Below are 26,520 nucleotides of genomic sequence, written 5' to 3' on the forward strand. Positions count from 1 at the left end.
GGTGTGACCTCCTTGCCATTGTCACCAGACAACAACTTACTTAAACAAGTATATTACTAATTAATTAATTTTTCAATAGTTAATTTTACACTTTATTAAAATTCTTTTTACAAGCGTTTTACAAAATTAACTTTCGTTTTTGACGACTTTTATATCTTATAATAAACAAAGTTTAATGTCAATAAGTTTTTAAAGATTTTTTAAATTAATTTTTAAAAAAGGATTTAATTTTTGAACACTCATAGTATACTACCACATCATATATATAATATCTAGTACTTTTTTAATTAATTTTTTTCATTTTGTTTTTCATAAAAAAGCGTTGCTTACCTTAGCAAGCAACGCTTTTAATTTATATTGATCTTATTTTTGTCTCATGTAAGGGAATAATAATACATCTCTAATAGATGGTGAATCTGTTAACAACATAACTAAACGATCAATTCCAATTCCTAGTCCGCCTGTTGGTGGCATACCGTATTCAAGCGCTTCAATGTAATCTTCATCCATTTCATGAGCTTCATCGTTACCTTGTTCTTTTTCAACAAGTTGTGCTTCAAAACGTTCACGTTGATCGATTGGATCATTTAATTCTGTGAAAGCATTTGCATGTTCTCTACCTACAATAAACAACTCGAAACGATCAGTAAATCTTGGATCTTCTGGATTTTTCTTAGCAAGTGGAGAAATTTCAATTGGATGTCCATAAATAAATGTAGGTTGAATTAATGTTTCTTCAACTTTTTGTTCAAAGAATTCATTTAAAATATGTCCATATTTCATGTTTTCTGTAATTTCGATACCATGCTCTTTAGCTAATGCTTTAGCTTCTTCATCCGTTTTCACATTATAAAAGTTTACACCTGTAGCCTCTTTAACAGCGTCTACAATATGAAGTCGTTTCCAATCTGATTCTAAGTCAATTTCTTCGCCATTATATTGCACTTTTGCTGAACCTAATACAGTTTGTGCAATATGTCTAACCATAGATTCTGTTAAATCCATAATATCATGATAATCGGCATATGCTTCATATAACTCTATCATAGTAAACTCAGGATTATGGCGTGTTGATACACCTTCATTACGGAATACACGACCAATTTCATAAACTTTTTCTAATCCGCCTACAATTAATCGTTTTAAATGTAATTCTATCGCAATACGCATATATAACGTTGCATCTAGTGCATTATGATGGGTAACAAATGGTCGAGCTGCAGCACCACCAGCGATTTGATGCATCATTGGCGTTTCTACTTCTAAATAACCTCTTTGATTTAAATAATTTCTCATTTCTTGGATGATTTTACTACGGTTAATAAATGTACGAGTACTATCTTGGTTAGTAATTAAATCTAGATAACGTTGGCGATATCTTTGCTCAATATCTTGTAAACCATGAAATTTATCAGGTAATGGTCTTAAAGCTTTAGATAATAATGTAAATGATTTTGCTTTTACTGATAATTCGCCAGTATTTGTTTTAAACATGACACCTTCAATACCTACAATGTCACCTAAATCCGTTGTTTTCCAAAGGTTATCAAAAGGTTCTTCGCCAATTTGATCTTTACGTACATAAATTTGAATTTGACCAGTTAAATCTTGTACATGTGCAAATCCTGCTTTACCTTTACCACGTTTTGTCATTAAACGCCCTGCAATAGAAACATGACTTTCGTCTTCTTTTTCATGTAATTCTTCTTTAGAAAAATGATCCCATTTTTCTTTTAATTCACTTGCAGTAGCTGTGCGTTCAAAGCGTTTACCAAATGGGTCAATTCCTAAATCAATAAGTTCTTGTAATTTTTGTCGACGAACCTGCATTTGGTCATTCATTTCTTCTGACATTACTCTCTCTCCTTTAATCTTCCTGTTTTACTATTAATGGATGTTATGTACTTATTAAAAATATTGTAAAATATTTTCCATTCACTATTTTATACATAGTCACATAGTTAAATTCTTAAAATATATTTATATCTTAAGAATTTAAGCACTTATCTTAGCACTTAATCTTTATATTTCTTAACCGTATCATCTGGAAAAACTAAATCATGAATTTTCTGATTTAATCGTGGATCCTTTTTGTCCGATGCAATATCGTTCAACGGTATAAGTACAAAAGCACGTTCTTGCATTCGTGGGTGAGGTATACTTAAATTGTCTGTTTCAATAATATTATCACTATATAATAAGATATCTATATCTAATGTTCTAGGACCCCAACGTATTTCTCTTACTCGATGCAGTTGTTGTTCAATGTCTAAACAATGCTTAAGCAATTGCTGAGGTGACAACTCGGTTTCAATCTCTAAACACAAATTCAAGAAATTAGGCTGATCAGTATAGCCAATCGGTGCAGTTTCATATATCGATGATTGTTTTGTTACCTTTATACCCTTAATGTTTCCAATTAAATCAATTGCCTTAAGAAGTTGTTGTTTTCTATCACCAATATTACTTCCTAAACCTAAATATGCTTGTACCATTAACGATTCTCCCTCACTATTTCAATACCCACACCATCGTAATGACCAGGTATAGGTGGATTTTCTTTAGTGATTCTGACTTTCGTTTCCATTACACGATTATAGTGTGAATTTATACGTTTTGCAATACGTTCAGCTAGATGCTCGATTAAATTGCAAGGTGGACCTTCAACAATATCTTTTACATCCTCAAATACTTCACCATAATGCACAGTATCTTTAACATTATCTGTCTGCCCCGCTTTTGATAAGTCTACTTTTAAAGTTACGTCTACTAAAAAAATTTGACCTATTTCATTCTCAGCTGCGAGTGCACCATGATATCCATAAAACTTCATCCCTTTAAGAAAGATCATGTCGTTCATTTTCATTCTCCTTCAAAAAATCTATACCTTGAGCTAAACGTACATTTAATTCAACATTATGTACGCGAACTGCTTTTATGCCTTTCATTATACCATAGGCAGTAGTAGCAGCAGTGGCCTCATCTCTTTCTTTAGGTGTCGTATCAGTAGAAATCATATCTCTAATAAAACTTTTACGACTTGTCGCTAATAAAACTGGATACTCTGTAGCAACTAATTCATCTAATCGAGCCATTACTTCATTTTTTTCTTTTCTACTTTTGGGAAATCCAATTCCAGGATCTAACCATATTTTATGTTTTGGAATCCCTGCCATTTCTGCTTTATTTGCTTGCTTTATAAGTGTTAATAGCATTTCTTCTACAACTGGTTGGTCACGTTGGCCATCTCCATTATGCATTAACACAATTTCCGCTTCATATTTAGCAACTACATCTAAAATATGAGGATCATATAACCCAGCCCATTGGTCATTAATCATTGTGGCCCCTAATCTTAGACAAGCTTCAGCAACTTCACTGCGATATGTATCTATGGAAATTTGTACATTTAGTTTTACTAATTCTTCTACAACTGGCACTACACGTTGCATTTCTTCTTCTAAAGACACTTCTGTGTGCCCAGGTCTTGTTGATACGCCTCCTACATCAATAATATCTACGCCTTCATCAATCATTTCTTTAGCACGTGTAACTGCGTTATCAATTGAATTATACTGACCACCATCTGAAAATGAATCAGGCGTTACATTTAAGATTCCCATAATTTTTGTTTTACCCACTATCAATCATCCTTTGTTTTAAAAATAAATATGTATACTCACATGATACACTCATTTAGTCTATATTTCAGTATTGTTAACTAAAAGAACCTTTATACTAAAAAATAGCTGGCTCCGCCTTTTACGAAACCAGCCATTTCTTATTTAAAACATGATATTCAAATATCAACTTATATCATCATTAGTCATCGAATGAATATAATGGTGTAGATAAGTAACGTTCACCATTACTTGGTAATACTGTTACAACTGTTTTACCTTTACCTAACTCTTTTGCTTTTTCGATTGCTGCATAAATTGCTGCGCCTGAAGAAATACCTGCTAAGATACCTTCTTCTTTAGCCACACGACGTGATGTTTCCATTGCAGTTTCATTACCAACTTTAATGATACTATCATAAATATTAGTATTTAAAGTATCAGGTACAAAGCCAGCACCTAAACCTTGTAATTTATGTGGTCCAGGTTCTCCACCACTTAATACAGGAGATCCTTCTGGTTCAATTGCTACAATTTCAACGTTAGGATATTTCTCTTTTAAGACTTTACCTACACCAGATAGTGTACCGCCAGTACCAACACCTGCTAAGAAAGCATCAATTTGTTTGCCTTCAAATTGTTCAACTAATTCAGGACCAGTTGTTAATGCATGTACTTCAGGGTTAGCTAGATTTTCAAATTGTTGAGGTTCGAAATAACCATGTTCTTCTTTCAATTCTTTAGCTTTCTTAATAGCACCTTTCATTGCTTCAGATCCAGGTGTTAACACTAATTCCGCACCATATGCTTTTAATAAGTTGCGACGTTCAGAACTCATTGTTTCAGGCATAGTAAATACTGCTTTATAACCTTTAGCTGCACAAACAAATGCTAAACCAATACCAGTATTACCACTTGTTGGTTCTACAATTGTATCACCAGGTTTAATTTTCCCTTCTTTTTCAGCTTTTTCAATCATTGCTAAAGCAATACGGTCTTTTACAGAGCCACCTGGATTTTGATACTCTAATTTTACATATACATCTGCCGCATCTTCATCTACTACGTTTCTTAATTTTACTACCGGTGTGTTGCCAATAATTTGTGTAATATTTTCTACAGGTTTTTGTGCCATCGAAAAAACGCTCCTTTAACTTTCTAATTTAAAACTTAGTTTTTCTATCGGATATAACTATATTCTATCAGAATTTTCTAAAAAGACAAAGATATTTCTTTAAATATGATGTAATATTTTACTTTCATTAGTTACATTTAGTTCTTCCCATAAAAAAAGAGCAATAAACATACGTTTATTGCTCATCAACATTCTACTATTTTTTTATTGTATCAAGTAGTTCTTGAAGTTCGCCTTCAGAATAATGATATTTATTTCCACAGAAATGACACACGGCCTCAGCACCATGATCTTCTTTAATCATATCTTCAATTTCTGCTTCACCTAAACCTTTAATTGCATTTAGGAATTTTTCATGACTACAATTACATTCAAATTGTGCATCCATTGTTTCCAAAATTTGTACATTCTCTTCACCTAAAATTTCATTTAAGATACCTTCTGGTGTTAAGCCTTGTTCAATCAATTTAGAAACTGGCTGCATTTGGTTAATTGCATTTTCTAATTTAGTAATAGTTTCTTCTTTAGCGCCTGGCATGACTTGTATAATAAATCCACCCGCTGCTTTAATAGAATTATCAGGGTTAACAAGTACCCCTAATCCCACTGATGACGGTGTTTGTTCACTTGTCGCAAAATAATAAGTGAAATCTTCTCCAAGCTCACCAGAAACGATTGGACTTGCGCCTGAGAAATAATCTTTCATTCCTACATCCTTAACGACTTGAATTGCACCCTCAGTACCTACTGCTCGTCTTACATCCAATTTACCTTGATCATTAAGTGGAAAATGGGTTTGAGGATGGTCAACATATGCACGGACATTTCCTTGTGCATCTGCATCAGCAATAATTCGACCAATTGGGCCCTTACCATCTACTGTGACAGTAAGCTTTTGATCTCCTTTTAACATTGCCCCCATTAATAACGTTGCTGTCATTGTTCTCCCCATCGCTGCTGAAGCTGTAGGCCATGTATAGTGACGTGTTTGGCCTTCTTGAACTGATTCAGTTGTTAATGCAGCATACGCACGTACTTCTCCATCAAAAGCCAATGATTTAACAATATAATCATGTGTCATTACTCTAATCTCTCCTTTATGTTATTTTATTTCGTTTGTTTCATTTATTTTAAAATCTAATATTAAATCCTTTATTAAGAATATCTATTTTACACTGCTTATTTAAGAATATGAAGTAACTTGCTCTAGGGTATATAATGCTCCTATATCATATTAAAAACTCTTTCGATTAAGGTTATTTAACCCGAGTCGAAAGAGTTTTTATGACTAGCTATGATTCTCTATGATTTGAATCTGTTGGATGCTCTATATTTGGAGATTGTTCATAACCTGTTTCATCTCTATCATTTCGTTGTGAATGATTTTGAGATTGATTACGGTCTGAACGATGATTGTTTTTATCATGATCGATTCTGTCATCTTCTCTGCGGTCTTCTGCTTCATCTTTACGACCTTCTTCAAGTTGTTCTTCACGAATGTCATCATAAGATTTACCATATTTACCGTTTGAGAACTCAGAATCATCTTTATCTTCATCTTTTACCACTTTAGCTGCATCATAATCCACTGTTGGTAAAACACCATCATAGAATAATGAACGTATTTGTTCTGCTACTAGTGTTTCTTCAGTTAATAATGTTTTAGCAATCAGTTTCAATTGTGATTCATGTTCTAATAAAATTTGTTTACAACGTTCATATTGTTCTTTAATAATACGTTGAACTTCTTTATCAATTTCATAAGCAATTTGGCCTGAATAGTTAGGTTCACCTTGCATATCTTTACCTAAGAAGACTTGACCGCCACCGCTTGTAGAGAATTGTAAAGGTCCTAATTTCTTACTCATACCATATTCAGTGACCATTGAACGTGCAATTTGTGTTGCTCTTTCAAAGTCGTTTGAAGCACCAGTTGATACTTCATGGAAGTTAATATCTTCAGATACACGACCACCTAAAAGACCACAAATTTTATCTAACAATTCTGGTTCTGTCATTAAGAAGCGGTCTTGTTTAGGTAACATCATTGCGTAACCACCTGCTTGTCCACGAGGCACAATCGTTACTTTGTGTACAACTTCTGCTTCATCAAGTACCATACCAATGACTGTATGCCCTGCTTCATGATGTGCTACAATATTACGTTCTTTATCAGAAATAACACGAGATTTTTTCGCTGGACCCGCAATCACTCGGTCTGTTGCTTCTTCAATATCACGCATATCAATTTTATTTTTACCTTCACGTGCGGCAATTAATGATGCTTCGTTCAATAGGTTTTCTAAATCAGCACCAGAGAAACCAGGCGTTCTTTGAGAAATAGCTTTTAAATCGACAGTTTCATCAAGTGGTTTGTTTTTAGCATGAACATGAAGAATCGCTTCACGGCCTTTAACATCTGGACGACCTACTTGAATTTGTCTATCGAAACGACCAGGACGTAATAATGCAGGGTCTAAAATGTCAGGACGGTTGGTTGCTGCAATCATAATGATACCTTCATTCTCACCGAAACCATCCATTTCAACTAATAATTGGTTAAGCGTTTGTTCACGTTCATCGTGACCGCCACCAACACCTGCACCACGTTGACGACCAACAGCATCAATTTCGTCTATGAAAATAATACATGGTGCATTTTTCTTAGCATTTTCAAATAAATCACGTACTCGACTTGCACCAACACCTACAAACATTTCAACGAAGTCAGAACCACTGATTGAGAAGAATGGAGCTCCAGCTTCACCTGCAACGGCACGTGCTAATAATGTTTTACCTGTACCTGGTGGGCCTACAAGTAAGACACCTTTAGGAATTCTTGAACCCATTTTCTTAAATTTCTTATTATCTTTTAAGAAATCTACAATTTCAATTAACTCTTGTTTTTCTTCGTCTGCCCCAGCAACATCTGAGAAGCGAACACGACGTTTTTGATTGTCGTACATTTTTGCTTTGGATTTACCAAAGTTCATCATACGACCTCCACCGCCGCCACCTTGTGCTTGGCTAAGGAAGAATATAAATAAGAAAGCAATAATTAATACAGGAATAAGCGTTGTCAACATACTGACAAAGACACTTTGTTTTTCTTCTTCTTTAACTGTAAAATCTAATCCTTTTTGGCTACGAGCTTCACTTGTTATTTTTTGTAAATCTTTTTCGTTATTGTATAAAATCGTTGAAGAATAATCTTCATCATTTTTAGTTTTACCACTTACCAAGTACACATTTTGTTCAGGTTGGATTTCTAAAGTTTTAAGATCACCTTTATCCAATTTCTCTACAAACTGTGAATAGGAAAGTTGTTTCGGTGTATTTCCATTACCATTGATATATGAGAAAACACCGAATATAATAACGCCAATAATTGCGATAACTAGCACATTGCGAAAAGCTTTCTGCATGCGTCATTTCCTCCTATTTCTATAATAAAGCTAACAAAAATTGTAACATAATCTAGCTTATAAAGGCTAGTATTTCAACTTTTGTAGCGCTTTTCTAATTCTAGTTAATTATTTTATATTCATCATTTACTCATTCTTTGTTTTCGGCTTTACATATCTATGTATAGTCGTTTCACAAAATGACAATTTTGAATATAAAATGAGTCTACACTAATTTATATCGTTAGTATAGTTATTATATTTAAAAATCTATCTATTGTATTTGCTAATACATTATAAAATTTTATTTATTGTAAATTTCCGGTTTTAATGTACCAATGTAAGGAAGATTTCGATAATGCTCAGCATAATCTAAACCATATCCTACTACAAACTCATCAGGTATTTTTTTGCCAACGTATTTGGCTTCAATATCCGCTTTACGACGGTTTGGTTTATCTAACAATGTAACGATTTCTAATGAGTTAACTTTGCGTGATTGTAGTAATTCAGTAATTGATTTTAAAGTTGTACCTGTTTCTAAAATATCTTCAATAATAAGTACATCTTTGTTTTCAATAGAAGCACTTAAGTCTTTTAAAATTTGTACTTCTCCTGTTGATTCTGTACCACCGTGATAACTTGAAACATCCATAAAATCAATTGCTAAATGTGTATCAATACGTTTAATTAAATCTGCCATAAACATAACTGAACCTTTAAGGATACCAACACAAACAAGTGGTTTATCTTTGTAATCTCTCGTTAATTGTTCACCTAAATCTTTACAAATTTCTTGGATTTCTTCTTCAGTTAATAAAATATCTTTTAAATCATCTTTCATTTATGAGTCATCTCCAATTTTTTTAATATCTATTATATGTTTAAAGCTTGTCGCCACATAAAGTTGTCCTATAGCTATCACTCGTTGTTTTGCATCTAAAATGATAGGTATTTGTGTACGTTCTATGCTATCAATTTTTTTATCAATAAATAAACGACTTACTTTTTTATGTCCATGACTACCATTTAACTTAAACTTATCTCCATCTCTACGTGTTCGAATCGTTAGAGGCCAATCTATTGCTTCATCATTCTCATTTGGATGAATTGTAATTAAATAATGACCAAATTGATATGTATAAGGATGTGTAACAATTTGTTCTTCAAGTAGAGATTGTTCATAATGAGCCATTATTATAAATTTATCATATGCAATTTGAATTATCCATTTTTCAGTGAGGGGAATTTTAATTTGAGATTGTTTACTCTCAATTTGTTCGAACCATTCATTATAATTTTTTTCTGAAAACGATTTATTTAACTGAAGCATCTCAAATAAACGATCTAATAAAATCATTTTTGAAATTTCATCTAGTTGATTAAAAGACGCTCGAGATAATTGTATACGTTCTTTATTAAGGTGAAAGTTAACATGTTGTTCTATAAAACAACTTATTCGTTGTTGTGTAAGTTGTAATTGCATATCATGCCAATGTTTCAACTTTAATAATTGTTCCACATTGAAGTCCTTATTTTCATCAATAGCTGGTAAAAGTCGATTGCGAATGTCATTTCTTGCATATTTATTATGGTGATTAGATTCATCTTCATAAAAAGGCACATGGTGAATGGTTTGATATTGTTTTATATCATTTTTATATGTCTCTATCAGAGGACGACAAATAAAATAATGATTTCGCTCAGTACATTCATTCATCCCTAATGAATTGCGTGTTGATCGACCAGTAAAAACGCGATAAAAAATCGTTTCAAGTTGATCATTTAAATGATGAGCAGTTAATAACACATCAGCATTTATCTTACTCATCATCTCATCAAACCATTGATAACGTAAATCTCTCGCTTCAGATTGAATACTTTTTCCTTTTTCTACTATTTTAGATAAATCTAACTGTTTAACATAACAGGGGATTTGATGTTGCTTGCAGAATTGTTTAATAAATCGTTCTTCTTCGACAGATGCATCTCTCAAACCATGATTTACATGCAAGCATGTTATAGATTGATATGAATGTGATAAGTCATTTAATAATTTATATAATAAACACATACTATCAATCCCTGTAGATACTGCAACAGCTAAATGATCCGTCTTTTTCCAAAGAGACGTTTTCACTTTCACATTACTGAACCTCCTGACTTAGGCTAAATAATTGATATAACGAAAAAAGAGTGAGATAGAACTTTAATTTCAGTTCTTTATCTCACCCCTGGCATAGATCTTACATGATCTTATGCCCTTAAGTTATTATCAATACATATTAATCTAGAATAAATGATTGGAACCAGGGCTCCGTTAACTTAGCTATATTTATTCACACAGATATAATTAACGTCTAGATCCTTTACCACCACGTCTTGATTCTGTTTGACGTTTAATAGAAGTCAATTTGTCTTCACTGTCTTTTAAGAAATTACTTAATTTCTTTTCAAAATCTTCTGCTTTTTGTTGAGGCGGTTTATTTTGATTAGATTTGTGATGTGGACGACGAGGACGATCTTTCGCTTTTTTAATTGAGAGACTGATTTTACCATCATCTGCAATAGATAAAACTTTTACCTCCACTTCATCTCCAACTGATAAATGATCTTCTACATTTTCAACATAATTATCAGCAACTTCACTAATATGAACTAAGCCACTTTTACCTTCAGGTAATTCTACAAACGCACCAAATTTTTTGATACCTGTCACTTTACCTTTTAGCTTGTTTCCTACTTCGATTGACATATTCTAAATAAATCCTCCCGATAATGTTTCAATTTTAACCTTATTATATTCCTGTTTTAAAATTTACACAATGCTATAAAACGATTATTTTAAATTAAGCGTTTTACTTTAATTTTTAAAGTTGCCTACTCTTTTTAATTATTACTAGAGGATTTAGAATTAGACGATGATTTATCATTAGGCAATTTAAAAATAATTTCTCCATTGTTACTTAAATAATAGTCATCTCGAGCAACTTTCTCTATATAATCTTTATCGTTAAGATTATTAAGCTCTTCTTTTAATGCTATTTCCTCATCTTGTTTCTTCTGAAATTGTTCTTCTTTATGCTTTCGTTCTATTGTTGCTTGATTGTTACTTTGTTTTTGGAAGACAAGCATGATAGATAGAATAATAATAATCGCTAATAATAATCCTCCAAAAACTGTTACTCTTCGACGAACGACACGCATTCGTTTTTGTTGACGTTGTTTCTTTCGATTTCGTTCTGAAGTATATTGATTATCAATATGTTCTACCTTTTTACTCATAACTTGTCACCTCCTTTAAACGTTTCAATCATAGACTACACTTCTTCAGATTGTGCAGATGGTTGAACTCGTTCTTCTTTAATCAGTTCATACATATTTTTAGCATTTTCTTTTGAGGCATGTTCACTTAATCCAGTTACTTTAACCGTTACACGTTTTTGTCCAAAACGAATGACTAATTCGTCTTCCACTTTTACATCTGTGCCAGCTTTAGCTACATTACCGTTAATTGTTACACGTCCTTGATCACTAATTTCTTTAGCAAGTGTACGACGTTTTACAAGTCTTGATACTTTTAAATATTTATCTAATCTCATTTATCATTCTCCCCTTGTTGTAAATAATTTTTAAGGGTTTCTTCATTAAAATCCTTATTTTTGGTTTTATCATACAATGTCATAAAATGGTCTGCAAATACTTTCTCAAATTTCACACGAGGTATTTTACCTTCTTTTGCTTTTGCATTCTTCCAGACATCATTTAAATCTTCTATTGTTTCAACTGTTTTATCTCCGAATATGTGAGGATGTCGACGAATCATTTTAGCATTTAAACTTTCAATAACTTCTTTAATATCCATATATCCTTCTTTTTTACCAATACTCGCATGAAGTAGCACTTGTAATAAGATATCTCCGAGTTCTTCAATCATATGCCAATCATCTTCATTATCTATTGCTTCAAACAATTCAAATGTTTCTTCTAATAAATAACGTTTAAGTGATTCGTGCGTTTGCACACGATCCCACGGACAGCCTTTTTCATCATCCACTAGATGGTCAATAATATAAACTGCAAAATCAAAATCAGTATACATATCTTCATCACGCGTTATTTTAGGCACAAATACACTTGTCAGATTGTTAAACATATCCTCATTATGATCTAACTCAAATAACGGTACTTCTAATACTTTAGCGCCTTGACTATTAGCGCCTGTAACTATCTTCACTTTAAAATCGTCTGGATAACGTTCCATTAATGTGAGTTTAACATCTGCTGCAATCATCGCACTATATACTTGTGTAATGAGAGTATGTGTTCGAATATTTAATGTGTTTTCTTTCAAAATAGTACCATCTAATAATGTAAATCCATCATTAGGATCTTCATCGATTGCGACAAATATATCATCTATAAAACTTTTCCCACCTAAAATCTTTACATGTATATCATCATTATTTTTATTGTAATCAAGTAATTTAGCAGTCGTCGTTTCAGCTACACGAGGATGTCCAGGCACTACGTAAACAGTATCTTGTATACGCGTTTCTTCTATTAAAGTTTCAACAATATGTTGATACACCGCTTCAAATTGATCATACTTTTCGTACACGTCATCAAAGCTTTTAAATTCAATGTCACTTTTTAAATCTTTAATAACAGGATGTTCGAGTGTCCTTGCATATACACTCTGTTGCTGTTTCAAAAAGCGATAGACACCTAAAGGTAAATCATCCATACTATGATTGCCTATACCAACAATGGTAAGGGTATGCGTCATATCTATCTTCCTTTCTTTATGCGATACAGTTTATCGCCGAATGGTAAGTGTTTTAATTCTTTATATCCTAAAATATTCATATACATAACAAGGAATAGGAATATGAGACCCCCTATTCCTACTATAATTAACAACTCAATTAGACTTCCTAAACGGCCTACAGGAGGTAATAACATTCGCAACCCCTGTATGACTACTGACATTATAATGAGCGCACTCATCAATTTAACAATAAACGCGCGCATGCGATTAAAACGATAATATTTAACGACCTCATAATGTAAAATAGTAACAAATATCATAAGCGAAAGCACTGTGCTTATACTTGCACCTAAAATTCCCATAAAGTGAATAAAAATCACATTAAAGATAATTTTAAATAGTAGTCCTGACATCACACCAATAAAAATAGGGCGAATTTGATTCATCACTTGTAAAAGTGCGATGTCCATCATGATAAGCGATACACCAATTACAGTAAGCATATAAATACTAAGTGTGAAGCTTAATTGATCTGTTTTGAAAAATACATGGTTCATCATCGGTAGTATATTAATAAGACCTATACCTGCTGCTACGCTAATGAGTAGTGTGATTTTTAAAGATGCATTTGTATAACGATTCATAAGAACATGATTATGATCAGACATTGCATCTGTAAGTAATGGAATTAGGACAAAGCTAAATGTAGTTGTCACTATTAAACCTATTTGAATAAATGAAGCACCTCTATCATAGATCCCTTTTTGCATAATCGCTTCTCTAAATCCTAAACCATATGTTTGTAGCATATGAACGACTGTAAAACTATCTATAAATTGCCATAAAATAACTAATAATTGACTTAATGCAAATACGAGAGTCGCAAGTATTAGCTGTTTCCAAGGAAGAGGATATGAGTGCTGATTTAATTGTAATCGGAAAGGTCTTGTTGCTAATAAATATAGACTAGAACCTAAAAATCCAAGGGCTGAGGCTAATATTGCAAGTGCTCCAGCTTGATAAATGGTCCATTCTTTAAACATAAACATTAAAATAGCTATAATAATAACACACACACGAATACATTGTTCTATTACTTGTGAAATAGCTGGTATATTCATTTGTTGTCTACTTTGATAAAAGCCTCTAATCACACCCAGGATTCCTATAAACAAATAGCTAAAACTTGCCATTTTTAGCATTGGTGCTAAGTGAGCATCTCCCATTAACAGTGCTAATGGATGGGAGAATACTAAAATCACACTAAAAATAATAAGACCTATCATTTGAAATCTTAGAAGTGTTTTTGAAAATACTTCAGTTCCACTGTGACTTCCAAATACTTGAGTGACAGCACTAGGAACTGCATTCATTGATAGTATCATACCTAGCGCTACAATAGGATAAATTTGTTGATAGGCATATAATCCAGAGTCACCTAAAATATTTTGATATGGAACTCGATAAATTGCACTTAATACTTTAACAATGACTAAAGCAAGCGTTAAAATCACTACGCCATTAAATGCTGAATGTTGTCGTGAATTCTTAGAAGAAGATGAAACTTCAGATGACGATTTATAATTCGTACTCAAGTTCCATACTTCCTTCAAGACATTTTACTAAGAATTTTAAGTTTTCTAACCACTGTTTAGATTTTGTTAGAGTAATATGCATTTTACCTTCTTTAACACCCAACTTCATTGTTCGTCCTAAAGGTTGAGTTTGTTTAAATAATTCTTCACCATTTATCTGTTCTGTACCTTTAGTTGAAAGAAATACTTCAATTTGTTTTCCTTTATCTTTAATCAATGTCACGCCTGCATGTAAAGCATGTATTTTAATTTCTACCATTTCTAATAAACGTTCTACTTCTACAGGATAATCATTGAAGCGATCAAGTAATTCATCTTTCACATCAAAAAGCTGTTCTTCAGTTTCAACTTTACGCAATTTCTTATAAATTTCTATTTTAGCTTGTTCATTTTGAATATACTCTGCTGGTAAATACGCGTCTAAGTGTAATTCCATTTCAACATCTGGTGCATCAGGGGTTTCTTCTGTAATACCACGTTTTTCGTTTACCGCTTCTTCTAACATTTGAGAATACAAATCAAAACCTACTGAATCAATGAATCCATGTTGTTGCTTACCTAATAAATTACCGGCTCCACGTATATTTAAATCACGCATGGCAATTTTAAATCCTGAACCTAATTCAGTGAATTCTTTAATCGCTTGTAAACGTTCTTCAGCTGTTTCTGTTAATACTTTATTAGCAGAATGTAAGAAGTAAGCATATCCAATACGACTTGAACGTCCAACTCTACCACGTAATTGATAAAGTTGACTTAAACCAAAACGATCCGCTTCTTCTATGATTAATGTGTTCGCATTAGGCACATCGACACCTGTTTCTATAATGGTTGTTGTAACTAAAATGTCGTACTCTCCATTAATAAAACTCAACATGGTTTCTTCCAAATCTCGCTCTGTCATCTGTCCATGAGCAACAGCAATGTTTGCTTCTGGCATCAACATTTGTAACTGTTCACGCTTTTCATAAATAGACTGTACTTTATTGTAAAGGTAGAATACTTGTCCATCACGAGAAAGTTCACGTTCTAAAGCCTCTTTAATAAAATTACTATTTTGCTCTAATACATAGGTTTGTACAGGGAAGCGGTTTTCTGGAGGTGTTTCGATGACAGATAAGTCACGTACACCAAGCATACTCATATGCAATGTTCTTGGAATTGGCGTGGCTGTAAGTGTCAATACATCTACATTGGTTTTCAATGTTTTAATACGTTCTTTATGACGTACGCCAAAACGTTGTTCTTCATCGACAATAAGTAATCCTAGATCTTTATATTGAATGTCTTTACTCAATAGTTTATGTGTTCCAACAACGATATCAACGTATCCAGATTTTAGACCTTCTTTAGTCTCTCTAACTTCCTTAGCAGTACGGAATCGACTAATCAACTGAATTTCTACTGGAAAATCTTGCATCCGTTCAATCAATGTTTCGTAGTGTTGTTGCGCTAGAATCGTTGTAGGCACTAAAAAGGCAACTTGTTTGCCTTCCATGACAGCTTTAAAGGCCGCGCGTACAGCAACTTCAGTTTTTCCGTAACCCACATCTCCACATAGCAAGCGATCCATTGGACGTTCTTTTTCCATATCTTCTTTAATTTCTTCAATAGATTTAGCTTGGTCTGGTGTAAGTTCATATGGGAAGTCCATTTCGAAATCATGTTGCTCAGCCGTATCTTCACCATATTGATAACCTACTGACATTTCTCGTTCTTTATATAGTGCAATAAGTTCATCTGCGATATCTTCAACACTTTGTTGTACTTTGGCTTTCGTTTTTTTCCATTCTGAGCCGCCTAGTTTATTTAATTTAGGCGATTTATCTTCTGAAGCAACATATTTTTGTACTTGATCCATTTGATCAACAGGTACAAAAAGTTGATCGGTTCCTTTATATTGTAATTTAATATAATCTCTATGGACGTCTCCAACTTCTAGTGTTTCAACGCCTAAATAACGTCCCACACCATGGTGCACATGGACAACATAATCTCCAACATTTAAATCTTGATAAGATTTAATTTTTTCAGCATTAGAAATTGTTTTAGTCCGTTTTCGTTGTTTTTTCTGTTTGGTTTTAAATAATTCTCGTTCCGTAATTACAACAAGTTGCATATAAGGCAGTTCGAAACCTTCTGATAGACTACCTTCTGTTACAATTGCTTGTCCACTTTCAATCTCTGAGTGAATATTTGTAACAGTAGGAATATGCATTTCATTAAGCATCGATTGAATACGCTCAACTTTCGTTTCAGTTTCTACAAGTACTACAATAGTGTAATTATTGCTTACATAACGTTGAAATTCTGAACGCATAATGTCATATTGTCCATAAAATTGTTGCACTGGCTTACATGAAAATTTAATAATATGTTGCAACTTCACTGGCATAGACGATGTAAATAAAGTGAAATATGTGACTGGATAATGATTGATTAACGTTTCAAACCCATCATATTCCATAAATGACTGCCCAATAAATCCGTTACCACTTTCAATTAAGTTCTGGATAAAATCATCTACTTCAGTAGTCAATGTCTTTTCAGTTTCTTTAATACGATTATATTCATCAACTACTACAATGGCATCTTTTTGGAAATAATCGATTAGTGTAGAAGGTGTGTCATACATAAAAGCAACTAGACGGCGAAGTAATTGATGATCAAAGAAAGTGGATTCAAATAATTTAAAACTTTCATATGTTTCTTTCAAATCATTTCGTACAGATTTATCAATTTTAGGACGTGTTTGTTCATATGCTTTTTGTAATTCTGTTTGAAGATGATTAATCACATCTTCCGTAATAATATAATCACTCGCTGTAGTGATATCTACCTTTTCAACATTATCATTTGAACGTTGTGTTTCTACATCAAAGTCTCGAATCGAGTCGACTTCAGTGTCAAACAATTCAATTCTAACTGGTTGACCGATAAGGGGGTAAATATCAATGATGCCGCCTCGTAGAGAAAACTCACCAATGTGAGAAACGACACTCTCACGTCGATATCCCATGTTTACTAGTTTATTTAAAAATTCATCCACATCGATATCATCGCCAACTTCTAAAGTCATTTGATGATGTTTCCACAATTCTACTGGAGTTAACCATTTTTTCAAACCATTTAAAGGAACGATAAATAACCCTTTCTTATCATGAGATAATGCCGTTAAAGTTCTAACACGTTCACTCATAAGTTGTGGGCTTTGAGTTGAAAATTCCTCTGTCATAATATCTTGGACTGGATATTTATAAACTTCAGAATGATCAATGTATTGCAATATATCAGTTTCTAATTTGTCTGCTTGATATAAATTATTTGTGATTAATAGCATTTGCTTATCATCATTCAAGTATTTTTCAGCAATAATGGTTGCTTTGGCTGAGGGAGATAAACCTGTAACTAAAATATTTTGGTTGCCAAAGACTTCGTCAAGTTCCTGGAATCGTTTGTCATTTTGAATATAGTCAGAAATAATCATTCTCAATTGACTTCTCCATTATATTCATTCATAACATGATCGAAACGAGACGTCTCAATAAATGCTTCCACTGCTTGTGCAGCATGTTCAATTACTTTTTCCATTGTCATCATTTCTTCATTAGAAAATTTTTGTAATACATAATCTGGAACTGACATACCATTCGTTGGTCTTCCTACTCCAATACGAATACGCTTAAATTGATCTGTACCTAAATGTTTAATAATCGATTTCATTCCATTATGTCCACCTGCACTTCCTTTTTGACGTAGACGAATATGCCCTTGAGATAAATCCATATCATCGTATAAAACGATTAAATCTTCAACTTCTACATTATAGTAATCCATTAAAGGTCCTACAGCTTCTCCTGATAAATTCATCATAGTCATTGGCTCGATAAATAGCACTTTATCCCCATTTAAACGTTCAATAGTATAAGCGCCTTTGAATTTTTGTTTATCTAATGTAAATTGATTTTTATCTAAAATATAGTCAATCACTTCAAAGCCAATATTGTGTCTTGTTCGTTCAAAACGTTTACCTATATTACCAAGACCCACAATACATTTCATACGTTGCAACCTCCATTGTGTTCATCTTTTTGATTGATTTGAACATTTAATTTAATATGTGTCGATTACTCCTTATTTTATAATATTACTCAATATAATACAAAAAGAGAGTAGGAAAGAAATTCAATGATTTCGTAACCCACTCTTTTATAAGTTATCAATCTTCAACTTTATTTTAACATTCATTTTTTAAATGTCCGATATACATAAGAAAAAGCCTTCTACATATGAACATGTATCAGGCTCTTTCTATCAATTTAATTAAAGACATTCTCACTTAAAGTGAATACATAGTCATCAACGAATTATTCTTCGTCTTTATTTTCTTCGTCTTCTTTGTCTTCTTTGTCTTCACCAGCTACTTCAGGTTCTTCAGTTGCTGATTCACCTTCCATTGCTTCGATTTCTTCTTCAGAAGGTTCATCAGTTGGAGGAACTACTGTAACAACAGATTCTTCTGGATCGTTTTCAATTGTGAAATCACCAGATACTTTAATATCCCCAACTGAATAGCTATCATTTATTTGTAAATCAGTGATATCTACTTCAATTGATTCTGGGATATTTTCTGGAGTTGCTGTAACTTGTAAATCAAATAATGGTTGTTCAACTACGCCGCCTTCTTTAGCGCCAACTGCTTCACCAACTAATTGAACTGGTACTTCAACAGTACGTTCTTCAGTCATGTTAATAGCTAAGAAGTCGATATGAGTAATTTGGTTTTTAAGTGGATCAAATTGATAATCTGATACCATAACTTTAATTGTTTTAGAACCCACGCCTAAATCAATAACACCGTTACGTCCAACTTCACGGATGACTTTGATGAATTCAACTTCATCTACTTTAACTGAAGTGTTTTTAGTACCATAACCATAAACAACAGCAGGTACTTTACCTGTATTACGTAATTTTTTAAGGTCAGAACGAGTTTGTTTACCTTGACGAATGATTGACTTTAATGAAGCCATTCGTATTTCCACCTTTCATTTTCAAGTTGAAACAATAATAATATATTGTCTTAACTTCTCCTCACTTGCCCATCAATTTAAATATTGCTTGCAAGTGTTTATTTATTCGTTAAATCACGAACGAATAAATTATACATGTTTAAAAATAATAAGTCAAACTCATTTGTAAATTTTAGTCAAATAATACACTTACTGACTCACGTTCATATACACGAACAATAGCTTGTGCTATTAAACCAGCTACAGATAATTCTTTGATGTTTGATGGTTTTTGACTATCGTCAAGTAAGATTGAATTTGTAACAATAAGTTCTTTAATCGCTGAATTTTCAATACGTTCTTTTGCAGGACCTGAGAGTACAGGATGTGTACAACAAGCATATACATCTTTCGCACCTTTATCTTTTAATGCTTGAGCAGCTAAAGTAATTGTTCCTGCCGTATCAATAATGTCATCGATAATAATAGCTGTACGTCCTTCAATTTCACCAACGATATTCATCACTTCTGCCACGTTTGGTTTAGGACGACGTTTATCAATAATAGCAATCGGAGTTTTTAAAATGTCTGCTAATTTACGTGCGCGTGTTACCCCGCCATGATCCGGAGATACAACAACACATTCTTCTGGGTTGATGTTAGGATCATTTTCAAAATATTGTCCAATAATCGGTACGCCCATTAGGTGATCGATTGGAATATCGAAGAAACCTTGAATTTGTGGTGCATGTAAATCTAAAGCAATCATACGATTTGCACCAGCAGTTTCAATTAAATTTGCTACTAATTTTGCAGTAATTGGTTCACGACTACGCGCTTTTCTATCTTGGCGCGCATAACCATAATAAGGAACAACAATATTGATATTTGCTGCAGAGGCACGTTTACATGCGTCAATCATAATTAATAATTCCATTAAATGTAAGTTAACTGGATAAGAAGTCGGTTGAATGATAAATACATCACATCCACGAATACTTTCTTCAATATTAATTTGAATTTCACCGTCACTGAAGCGTTTAACAGAACATTTCCCTAATTCGATTCCTACACGATCAGCAACCTCTTGTGCTAATGGTTCATTTCCCTTTAAAGAAAAAATCTTTAAAGACGAATTTTTGTACTCATTATTTAACATTTATAGTCCTCCAATTTTTTACTTAGACAATACTATTATATAAAAATTCTAGCATTTTTACTATATTCCACTAAAAACTGACCAATAATATGTTTATTACGTATCACTCAACTTGGCATGATAGTAATACATTCAAAATTTTATATTTATATATTCATTTATTCCCTTTAACAGAAAAATGACACAGTCTTTTTGTATCTTATATTAATCTTTATTTTTTATTGTAACCTTCTTTGGTTACTTGACGTGCGCGTGCTAATGCTAAGCTTTCTTTAGGTATGTCATCTGTAATCGTCGATCCTGCTGCAATTAAAGCGCCATCTCCTACTGTTACAGGGGCAATCAAATTCGTGTTACAACCAATGAAAGCGTCTTTTCCAATGATTGTTTTAAATTTATTTACTCCATCATAATTAACAGTGATTGAACCACAACCAATATTTGTACGTTCACCAACTTTCGCATCGCCAATATAACTTAAGTGTGATACTTTTGCACCATCTTTTAATTCTGCTTTCTTAACTTCTACAAAGTTACCCACTTTAACTTCAGCACCTAGATTTGAACCAGGTCTTAATTGAGCAAATGGACCAACTTTGGTCTTATTTCCTACACTAGAATCATTGATGACTGATTGTATAATATGAACTTTATTGCCAATACGACTGTTGTTAATTTCTGAATATTGACCAACGTGTGTATCTTCACCAATGAATGTTTTTCCATTGATACGTACGCCTGGCTCAATAACAGTATCCATACCTATCTCTACATCTGGACCTATAAATGTAGTGATTGGATCAATGATTGTAACACCATTTCTCATATGATGATGATTAATACGATGTTGCAACGCTTTTTCAGCATGACTTAACATGATTCGATCATTTACACCCATAATTTCATCAAAGTCATCAGTATGATACACTTCTGCTTTTCCATTATCTTCTAAAATTAAAGTAACGACGTCAGGTAAATAATATTCACCCTGTGCATTATCATTTTTAACTTGTTTAAGTTTTTCGAATAACGTTTTATTATCAAATGCAAATATACCTGAGCTGATTTCATTGATGTCTTTTTGAGCATTTGTTGCATCTTTTTCTTCTACAATGCGATTAAGGTGATGATTTTGATCACGTACGATTCGCCCATACCCGAAAGGCGTCTGAGCTGTAGCCGATAAAACAGTAACTTGTGCTTGTGTTTCTTCATGGTGTGCAATTAAACGTTGTAAAGTTTCTGAAGTAATAAGTGGTGTATCTCCACATACTACTAATGTTGTACCTTCTTGAGTATGTAAATGTTCTTCTGCCATTTTAACTGCATGTGCAGTTCCTAATTGTTCATTTTGATAACTATATAATGACTGATTACCTAATGTCTCTTTTACTTGTTCTGCCCCGTGACCTACGATAGTGACGATTTGATTTACGCCCGCTTTTTTAACATTTGTCAGTACATGTTCAACCATTGGTTTACCAGCAACCTCATGTAACACTTTATATTTCTTTGATTTCATTCGTGTTCCTTTTCCAGCTGCTAATATGATTGCATTTCTTTGCATGAATAATAATCCTCCAATAAAATTTGCACTTCACAAGTAATTATAATTTAACTCAACTTATAGTTTCAAGATTTAACAAATTTTGTAAACAGAGTTTAATTATTTGCATCATACATTTAATTTTCAAAAAATATCGATAAAACAATAAAAATGGGCACGAAACAAAATTCAAGTTTGAATTTAGAGTTTCGTCCCCACGTCATTTAGCTTACATAATTAATAAAATAACCATTATCAAAAATATGATTTGATTTTTGTTATTTTAAGCTTCGTCTGATTCTTCTGTTACGTCTGATGAAGCATTTTTATCTGGAATCACTTCGTCAGTTTCATCATATACTTTCATCACAGCATCCTGTATTTCTTGTCTCATTTCTGAATTGATTGGATGTGCGATATCGCGGAATTCACCATCTGGTGTACGTTTGCTTGGCATAGCAACGAAAAGACCTGAGTTGCCTTCGATTACGCGTAAATCATGAATTACGAAAGCTTCGTCTAATGTGATAGAAACGAGTGCTTTCATTCTGCCATCTGTTTGTATTTTTCTAAGTCTTACATCTGTCACTTTCATGCAGTGAGCCCCCCTAGTATATATATCTTTGTGTGGTTAGAAGCATGACAATGTGTTAATTAAGTAAATTATATTCCTTTAACTTTACCTACTAATTCAATTTCAACTTTAACGTCTTTTGGTAGGCGAGACACTTCTACGCAACTTCGCGCAGGTTGATGCTCATTAAAGTAGCTACCATAAACTTCATTAATTTGTTGAAATTCATTCATATCAGAAATAAAAATAGTTGCTTTTACAACAGAGTTTAAATCAGAACCTGCTTCTTCAAGTACAACAGATAAATTTTCTAATACTTGTTTTGTTTGTTCTTTGACATCGCTACTTACGATGTTTCCTTCAGTATCTAATGGAATTTGTCCTGATGTGAATACTAAATTATTCACGACCATTGCATGAGAATATGGTCCTAACGCTTCAGGTGCTTTATTAGTATTAATTGTTTTCATGGTGTATAACTCCTTTTAAGAAAATTTAGACAAGATATTACCAGGTTCAACTTTAAATTCTTGATTATATTCGTCAACATCTGATAATTTGACTAAAGAAGTATAATCCTCAATCAATCTTTGTTTTACTTCTTTTGATTCTACTAGTACAGATACCCCTTTCACCTCTGCTTTAAACTCATTCATAAGATTCATTACACCATTTATTGAACCGCCTGCTCTCATAAAGTCATCTACAACTAACACATTTGAGTTTTCAGCTAATGTGCGTTTCGATAAGACCATCGTTTCAATTTTTCTTGATGAGCCTGAAACATAGTTAATGGAGACCGTAGAACCTTCAGTAACTTTATTGTCTTTTCTAATAACTACTACAGGTAAATTTAATACGTTTGCTACTGCATTGGCAAGTGATATCCCTTTCGTTGCGATCGTCACTACTGCATCTAGTTTCTCATCCATGTAAATACTAGCAATGAGTTTCCCTACTTTATTAAGTAATGATGGGTTACCAACTAAGTCCGATAAAAATAAATATCCACCTGGTAATAAGCGCTCTTTTTCTTGTAGCATAGTAATGATTTCTTCTATAATTTCGATTGCTTCTTCTTTGCTCATCATCGGCTTATAGGTTACACCGCCGCTTGCGCCAGCTGTTGTAATTACAGTTCCCAATTTTTCTTTTTGGAACGTATTTTTGATGATTTGAACGTCTTCACTAATCGATGACTTCGCTTGTTTAAATTTTTTCACAAAAAAAGTTAATGGAATTAACTGATTTGGATGGTTCATTAAATATTGTGTCATAAAGACAATACGTTCACTTCTTTTATACCTCATAAGTTCCAGCCTTTCTATCCTAATAATCTTACTAAATACACTTCGTTACAACAGCCATTTACAGCATTATATACTTTCTTTGCTTGGCTCTCCTTTTGAGCGAATGCATATACAGTAGGTCCACTCCCACTCATTAGTGCTCCATCAGCACCACAACGCAACATATTATTTTTAATTTTTTTAATTTCTGGATACATAGACATAGAAACGGTTTCTAAACGATTAGATAAACTCTTACACAATTTCATATAATCTCCCTGTCTAATCGCTTCTTCACACATTTCTGTATGTACATCATAATCCTCTTTTAAATTAAGTTCTTTAAAAATATCTGGAGAAGATATTCCAAGATTAGGTTTTGCTAATACCACCCATGCAGAAGGAGGTTTGTCTAGAAATTTAATTTTTTCGCCTCTCCCTTTACATATAGCAGTTTTATTATAGATGCAAAATGGAACATCTGTCCCAATTTGAAGGCCTAATTGGCTTAGTGTTTCTAAAGATGCGCCTAATTCATATAAACGATTAATTCCTCGCATCGTAGCAGCAGCATCAGCTGATCCCCCAGCTAATCCAGCAGAAACCGGAATATCTTTATCAATCGAAATCGTGACGCCTTGTTTAAGTTGATATGTTTCCATCATCAGTTTAGCTGCTTGGTAGGCGAGATTTTTATGATCATTAGTAACATAGTTATGTTCTATATCTACAACAATTTTATTATCATTTCTTTTCTGAAAAGACAATCTATCATTCAGATCTACTGTTGTCATTATCATAGCAATTTCATGGTAACCATCATTTCTTTTGAAAAGTGTATCGAGCGTCAAATTAATTTTGGCTGGTGCCGTTTCATATATCATTTTTCCGCCCTCTCTTCATCAATAGTATTAAAATGATTTTAACATAAAGACTTAAAATATTTGATAGTTACATTATAAATTATAATTAAAAGTTAATAAATTAGGAGATAAATGATCTTAATTTCAACTGCAAATCTTGATTTATTTAAATTATTATTTTATTAAAAGAGATTAAGAATTAAAAAGAGTGTTGAACTTAAACAGCCCAACACCCAATATGTTTTTAATGATAGAGTTTGTAGTACACTAAACAACTCTATATTTATATGTTCGAATTTAGTGTGCAACTACTTCTTGATGATTATCCTCTTCAAATGAAACTTGTACATTCTCTGTAAGAACATCCGTATATGTATACGACACTCTTTCAAAATTATGCTTATCTTGATCTAATTCAACAATAAATACTGAAGGATATGTCTCTTTTAACACTCCACAACGTTCGATTGTTTTTTTTCGACCACCGTTGGCTTTAAGTACAATACGATTTCCTAAATGACAATCAATAGAATTTTTGATGTCCAAAATTGATTTTGGCATATTGCTCCACCTCGCTACAGGTTACATAATATCACATTTTGAAGTAATATGTCAAATAAAATTTAAATTTTATCAAGGTAGCGACACTTTGTCAACAATTTAATTTTCTAATTCTGGGAAATTTTTCTTTTCTTCATACAATCGTGCAAAATCTTGTATAGAAAGGGTTTCTCCACGACGTTTAGGATCAATATTTGCGTTTTCTAACCATTGATGAATTTGTGATTTATATTTTTTACCATCTTTAAAGAAATTCTGATAGTTATTATTAATCGTTTTACGTCTTTGAGCAAAAGCAGCTTTTGCAAGTTTAAAGAAAGCTTGTTCATCGTCTACTGAAACAAGAGGTTCCTCTCTTTGCATCAATTTTACAACAATCGAGTCAACATTTGGTGGCGGCATAAACACTGATTTAGGGACAGTGAGTACTTTACTCGTTTCTGTGTAATATTGAGTCACAATAGATAAAGAACCATATGCTTTTGTACCTACTTCTGCATTTAAACGCTCTCCAACTTCTTTTTGCATCATCACTACATAACCATCAATGGGAATATCTTGTTGCATTAAATTAAGTAAAATCGGAGTCGTAATATAGTAAGGTAAATTCGCTACTACCATAATTTTATCGCAATCATTTAAATACGTGTTCACAGATGCAGCTATATCAGCTTTTAATATATCTTCATTTATAATTGTTACATTGTCGTAGGGATGAAGTGTTTCTTTTAAAACTGGAATTAAACGTTGATCGATTTCAAATGACAACACTTTTTTAGCACTTTTAGCGAGTTGCTCTGTTAATGATCCCATACCAGGACCCACTTCAATTATGCCTGTCGACTTATCAATATGACTTGCATCAATAATTTTATGAATAATATTAACATCTACTAAGAAATTTTGACCTAAGCTTTTCTTAAAATTAAAGTCAAATTGATTTAATAGTTCTTTTGTTCTAGAAGGTGTAGCTATATCTTTTCTATCCATC

At 32.7% G+C, this 26,520-nt stretch carries 25 protein-coding genes; all 25 read right to left on the bottom strand.

Going from position 1 to position 26,520, the window contains the following annotated elements:
- Positions 1-363: 363 nt before the first annotated feature.
- The 25 genes from lysS to rsmA all read right to left on the bottom strand — a co-directional run bounded on the left by lysS (position 364) and on the right by rsmA (position 26,519).
- Complete coding sequence (lysS, locus tag HMPREF2930_RS00015) at positions 364-1,854, bottom strand: lysine--tRNA ligase (protein WP_017176406.1); 1,491 nt, start codon at positions 1,852-1,854, stop codon at positions 364-366.
- 161 nt (positions 1,855-2,015) lie between these two features.
- The gene (gene folK, locus HMPREF2930_RS00020) at positions 2,016-2,495 is read right to left on the bottom strand and encodes a 2-amino-4-hydroxy-6-hydroxymethyldihydropteridine diphosphokinase (protein WP_017176407.1); all 480 of its coding nucleotides are present in this window, start codon (positions 2,493-2,495) and stop codon (positions 2,016-2,018) included.
- Positions 2,495-2,860 carry a dihydroneopterin aldolase gene (folB, locus tag HMPREF2930_RS00025; RefSeq protein WP_017176408.1) on the bottom strand — a complete coding sequence of 122 codons (366 nt, stop codon included), beginning with the start codon at positions 2,858-2,860 and terminating at the stop codon, positions 2,495-2,497. The genes folK and folB overlap by 1 nt, the downstream gene beginning before the upstream one ends.
- Positions 2,838-3,641 carry a dihydropteroate synthase gene (gene folP / locus HMPREF2930_RS00030; RefSeq protein ID WP_017176409.1) on the bottom strand — a complete coding sequence of 268 codons (804 nt, stop codon included), beginning with the start codon at positions 3,639-3,641 and terminating at the stop codon, positions 2,838-2,840. Before folP ends, folB begins: the two co-directional genes overlap by 23 nt.
- Positions 3,642-3,822: 181 nt before the next feature.
- Positions 3,823-4,755 carry a cysteine synthase A gene (gene cysK, locus HMPREF2930_RS00035; protein ID WP_037541454.1) on the bottom strand — a complete coding sequence of 311 codons (933 nt, stop codon included), beginning with the start codon at positions 4,753-4,755 and terminating at the stop codon, positions 3,823-3,825.
- Between the two features lie 196 nt (positions 4,756-4,951).
- The gene (hslO, locus tag HMPREF2930_RS00040) at positions 4,952-5,836 is read right to left on the bottom strand and encodes an Hsp33 family molecular chaperone HslO (RefSeq protein ID WP_017176410.1); all 885 of its coding nucleotides are present in this window, start codon (positions 5,834-5,836) and stop codon (positions 4,952-4,954) included.
- Between the two features lie 211 nt (positions 5,837-6,047).
- Positions 6,048-8,180, bottom strand: a complete 2,133-nt coding sequence (gene ftsH / locus HMPREF2930_RS00045; protein WP_017176411.1) for an ATP-dependent zinc metalloprotease FtsH — start codon at positions 8,178-8,180, stop codon at positions 6,048-6,050.
- 283 nt (positions 8,181-8,463) lie between these two features.
- Positions 8,464-9,003: a hypoxanthine phosphoribosyltransferase gene (gene hpt, locus HMPREF2930_RS00050; RefSeq protein WP_017176412.1), complete on the bottom strand. Its 540-nt coding sequence runs from the start codon at positions 9,001-9,003 to the stop codon at positions 8,464-8,466.
- Positions 9,004-10,305, bottom strand: coding sequence for a tRNA lysidine(34) synthetase TilS (tilS, locus tag HMPREF2930_RS00055; RefSeq protein ID WP_017176413.1), 1,302 nt, complete (start codon positions 10,303-10,305; stop codon positions 9,004-9,006). It abuts the gene before it with no gap.
- Between the two features lie 207 nt (positions 10,306-10,512).
- Entirely contained in the window at positions 10,513-10,914 is a 402-nt protein-coding gene (locus HMPREF2930_RS00060; RefSeq protein ID WP_017176414.1) for a S1 domain-containing RNA-binding protein, read from the bottom strand.
- A gap of 134 nt (positions 10,915-11,048) precedes the next feature.
- Positions 11,049-11,444: a cell division protein DivIC gene (divIC, locus tag HMPREF2930_RS00065; protein ID WP_017176415.1), complete on the bottom strand. Its 396-nt coding sequence runs from the start codon at positions 11,442-11,444 to the stop codon at positions 11,049-11,051.
- A gap of 35 nt (positions 11,445-11,479) precedes the next feature.
- Entirely contained in the window at positions 11,480-11,761 is a 282-nt protein-coding gene (locus tag HMPREF2930_RS00070; RefSeq protein WP_017176416.1) for an RNA-binding S4 domain-containing protein, read from the bottom strand.
- Entirely contained in the window at positions 11,758-12,948 is a 1,191-nt protein-coding gene (locus HMPREF2930_RS00075; protein ID WP_017176417.1) for a MazG nucleotide pyrophosphohydrolase domain-containing protein, read from the bottom strand. The genes HMPREF2930_RS00070 and HMPREF2930_RS00075 overlap by 4 nt, the downstream gene beginning before the upstream one ends.
- A 2-nt stretch (positions 12,949-12,950) precedes the next feature.
- A complete protein-coding gene (locus HMPREF2930_RS00080; protein WP_017176418.1) occupies positions 12,951-14,525 on the bottom strand; it encodes a polysaccharide biosynthesis protein in 1,575 nt (524 codons plus the stop codon).
- Positions 14,509-18,012, bottom strand: a complete 3,504-nt coding sequence (gene mfd, locus HMPREF2930_RS00085) for a transcription-repair coupling factor (protein ID WP_171991288.1) — start codon at positions 18,010-18,012, stop codon at positions 14,509-14,511. Before mfd ends, HMPREF2930_RS00080 begins: the two co-directional genes overlap by 17 nt.
- Positions 18,013-18,014: 2 nt before the next feature.
- Entirely contained in the window at positions 18,015-18,587 is a 573-nt protein-coding gene (pth, locus tag HMPREF2930_RS00090; RefSeq protein WP_002449969.1) for an aminoacyl-tRNA hydrolase, read from the bottom strand.
- Between the two features lie 305 nt (positions 18,588-18,892).
- Positions 18,893-19,558, bottom strand: coding sequence for a 50S ribosomal protein L25/general stress protein Ctc (locus HMPREF2930_RS00095; RefSeq protein ID WP_017176420.1), 666 nt, complete (start codon positions 19,556-19,558; stop codon positions 18,893-18,895).
- Between the two features lie 172 nt (positions 19,559-19,730).
- Positions 19,731-20,696 carry a ribose-phosphate diphosphokinase gene (locus tag HMPREF2930_RS00100; RefSeq protein WP_002449951.1) on the bottom strand — a complete coding sequence of 322 codons (966 nt, stop codon included), beginning with the start codon at positions 20,694-20,696 and terminating at the stop codon, positions 19,731-19,733.
- Positions 20,697-20,907: 211 nt separating this feature from the next.
- A complete protein-coding gene (gene glmU, locus HMPREF2930_RS00105) occupies positions 20,908-22,263 on the bottom strand; it encodes a bifunctional UDP-N-acetylglucosamine diphosphorylase/glucosamine-1-phosphate N-acetyltransferase GlmU (RefSeq protein WP_017176421.1) in 1,356 nt (451 codons plus the stop codon).
- Positions 22,264-22,525: 262 nt separating this feature from the next.
- Positions 22,526-22,837 carry a septation regulator SpoVG gene (gene spoVG / locus HMPREF2930_RS00110; RefSeq protein ID WP_002449945.1) on the bottom strand — a complete coding sequence of 104 codons (312 nt, stop codon included), beginning with the start codon at positions 22,835-22,837 and terminating at the stop codon, positions 22,526-22,528.
- A gap of 68 nt (positions 22,838-22,905) precedes the next feature.
- Positions 22,906-23,286: a RidA family protein gene (locus tag HMPREF2930_RS00115; protein ID WP_002449962.1), complete on the bottom strand. Its 381-nt coding sequence runs from the start codon at positions 23,284-23,286 to the stop codon at positions 22,906-22,908.
- Positions 23,287-23,301: 15 nt separating this feature from the next.
- Complete coding sequence (gene purR, locus HMPREF2930_RS00120) at positions 23,302-24,126, bottom strand: pur operon repressor (protein WP_002449943.1); 825 nt, start codon at positions 24,124-24,126, stop codon at positions 23,302-23,304.
- 14 nt (positions 24,127-24,140) lie between these two features.
- The gene (gene ispE, locus HMPREF2930_RS00125; protein WP_017176422.1) at positions 24,141-24,989 is read right to left on the bottom strand and encodes a 4-(cytidine 5'-diphospho)-2-C-methyl-D-erythritol kinase; all 849 of its coding nucleotides are present in this window, start codon (positions 24,987-24,989) and stop codon (positions 24,141-24,143) included.
- A gap of 276 nt (positions 24,990-25,265) precedes the next feature.
- A complete protein-coding gene (gene veg / locus HMPREF2930_RS00130; RefSeq protein ID WP_002449940.1) occupies positions 25,266-25,529 on the bottom strand; it encodes a biofilm formation stimulator Veg in 264 nt (87 codons plus the stop codon).
- A 99-nt stretch (positions 25,530-25,628) separates the two neighbouring features.
- Positions 25,629-26,519 (bottom strand): 16S rRNA (adenine(1518)-N(6)/adenine(1519)-N(6))-dimethyltransferase RsmA, encoded by an 891-nt coding sequence (rsmA, locus tag HMPREF2930_RS00135; RefSeq protein ID WP_017176423.1) that lies wholly within the window; start codon positions 26,517-26,519, stop codon positions 25,629-25,631.
- Position 26,520: the final 1 nt, after the last annotated feature.

The sequence above is a fragment of the Staphylococcus sp. HMSC068C09 genome (assembly GCF_001813735.1).
Classification (GTDB): domain Bacteria; phylum Bacillota; class Bacilli; order Staphylococcales; family Staphylococcaceae; genus Staphylococcus; species Staphylococcus hominis.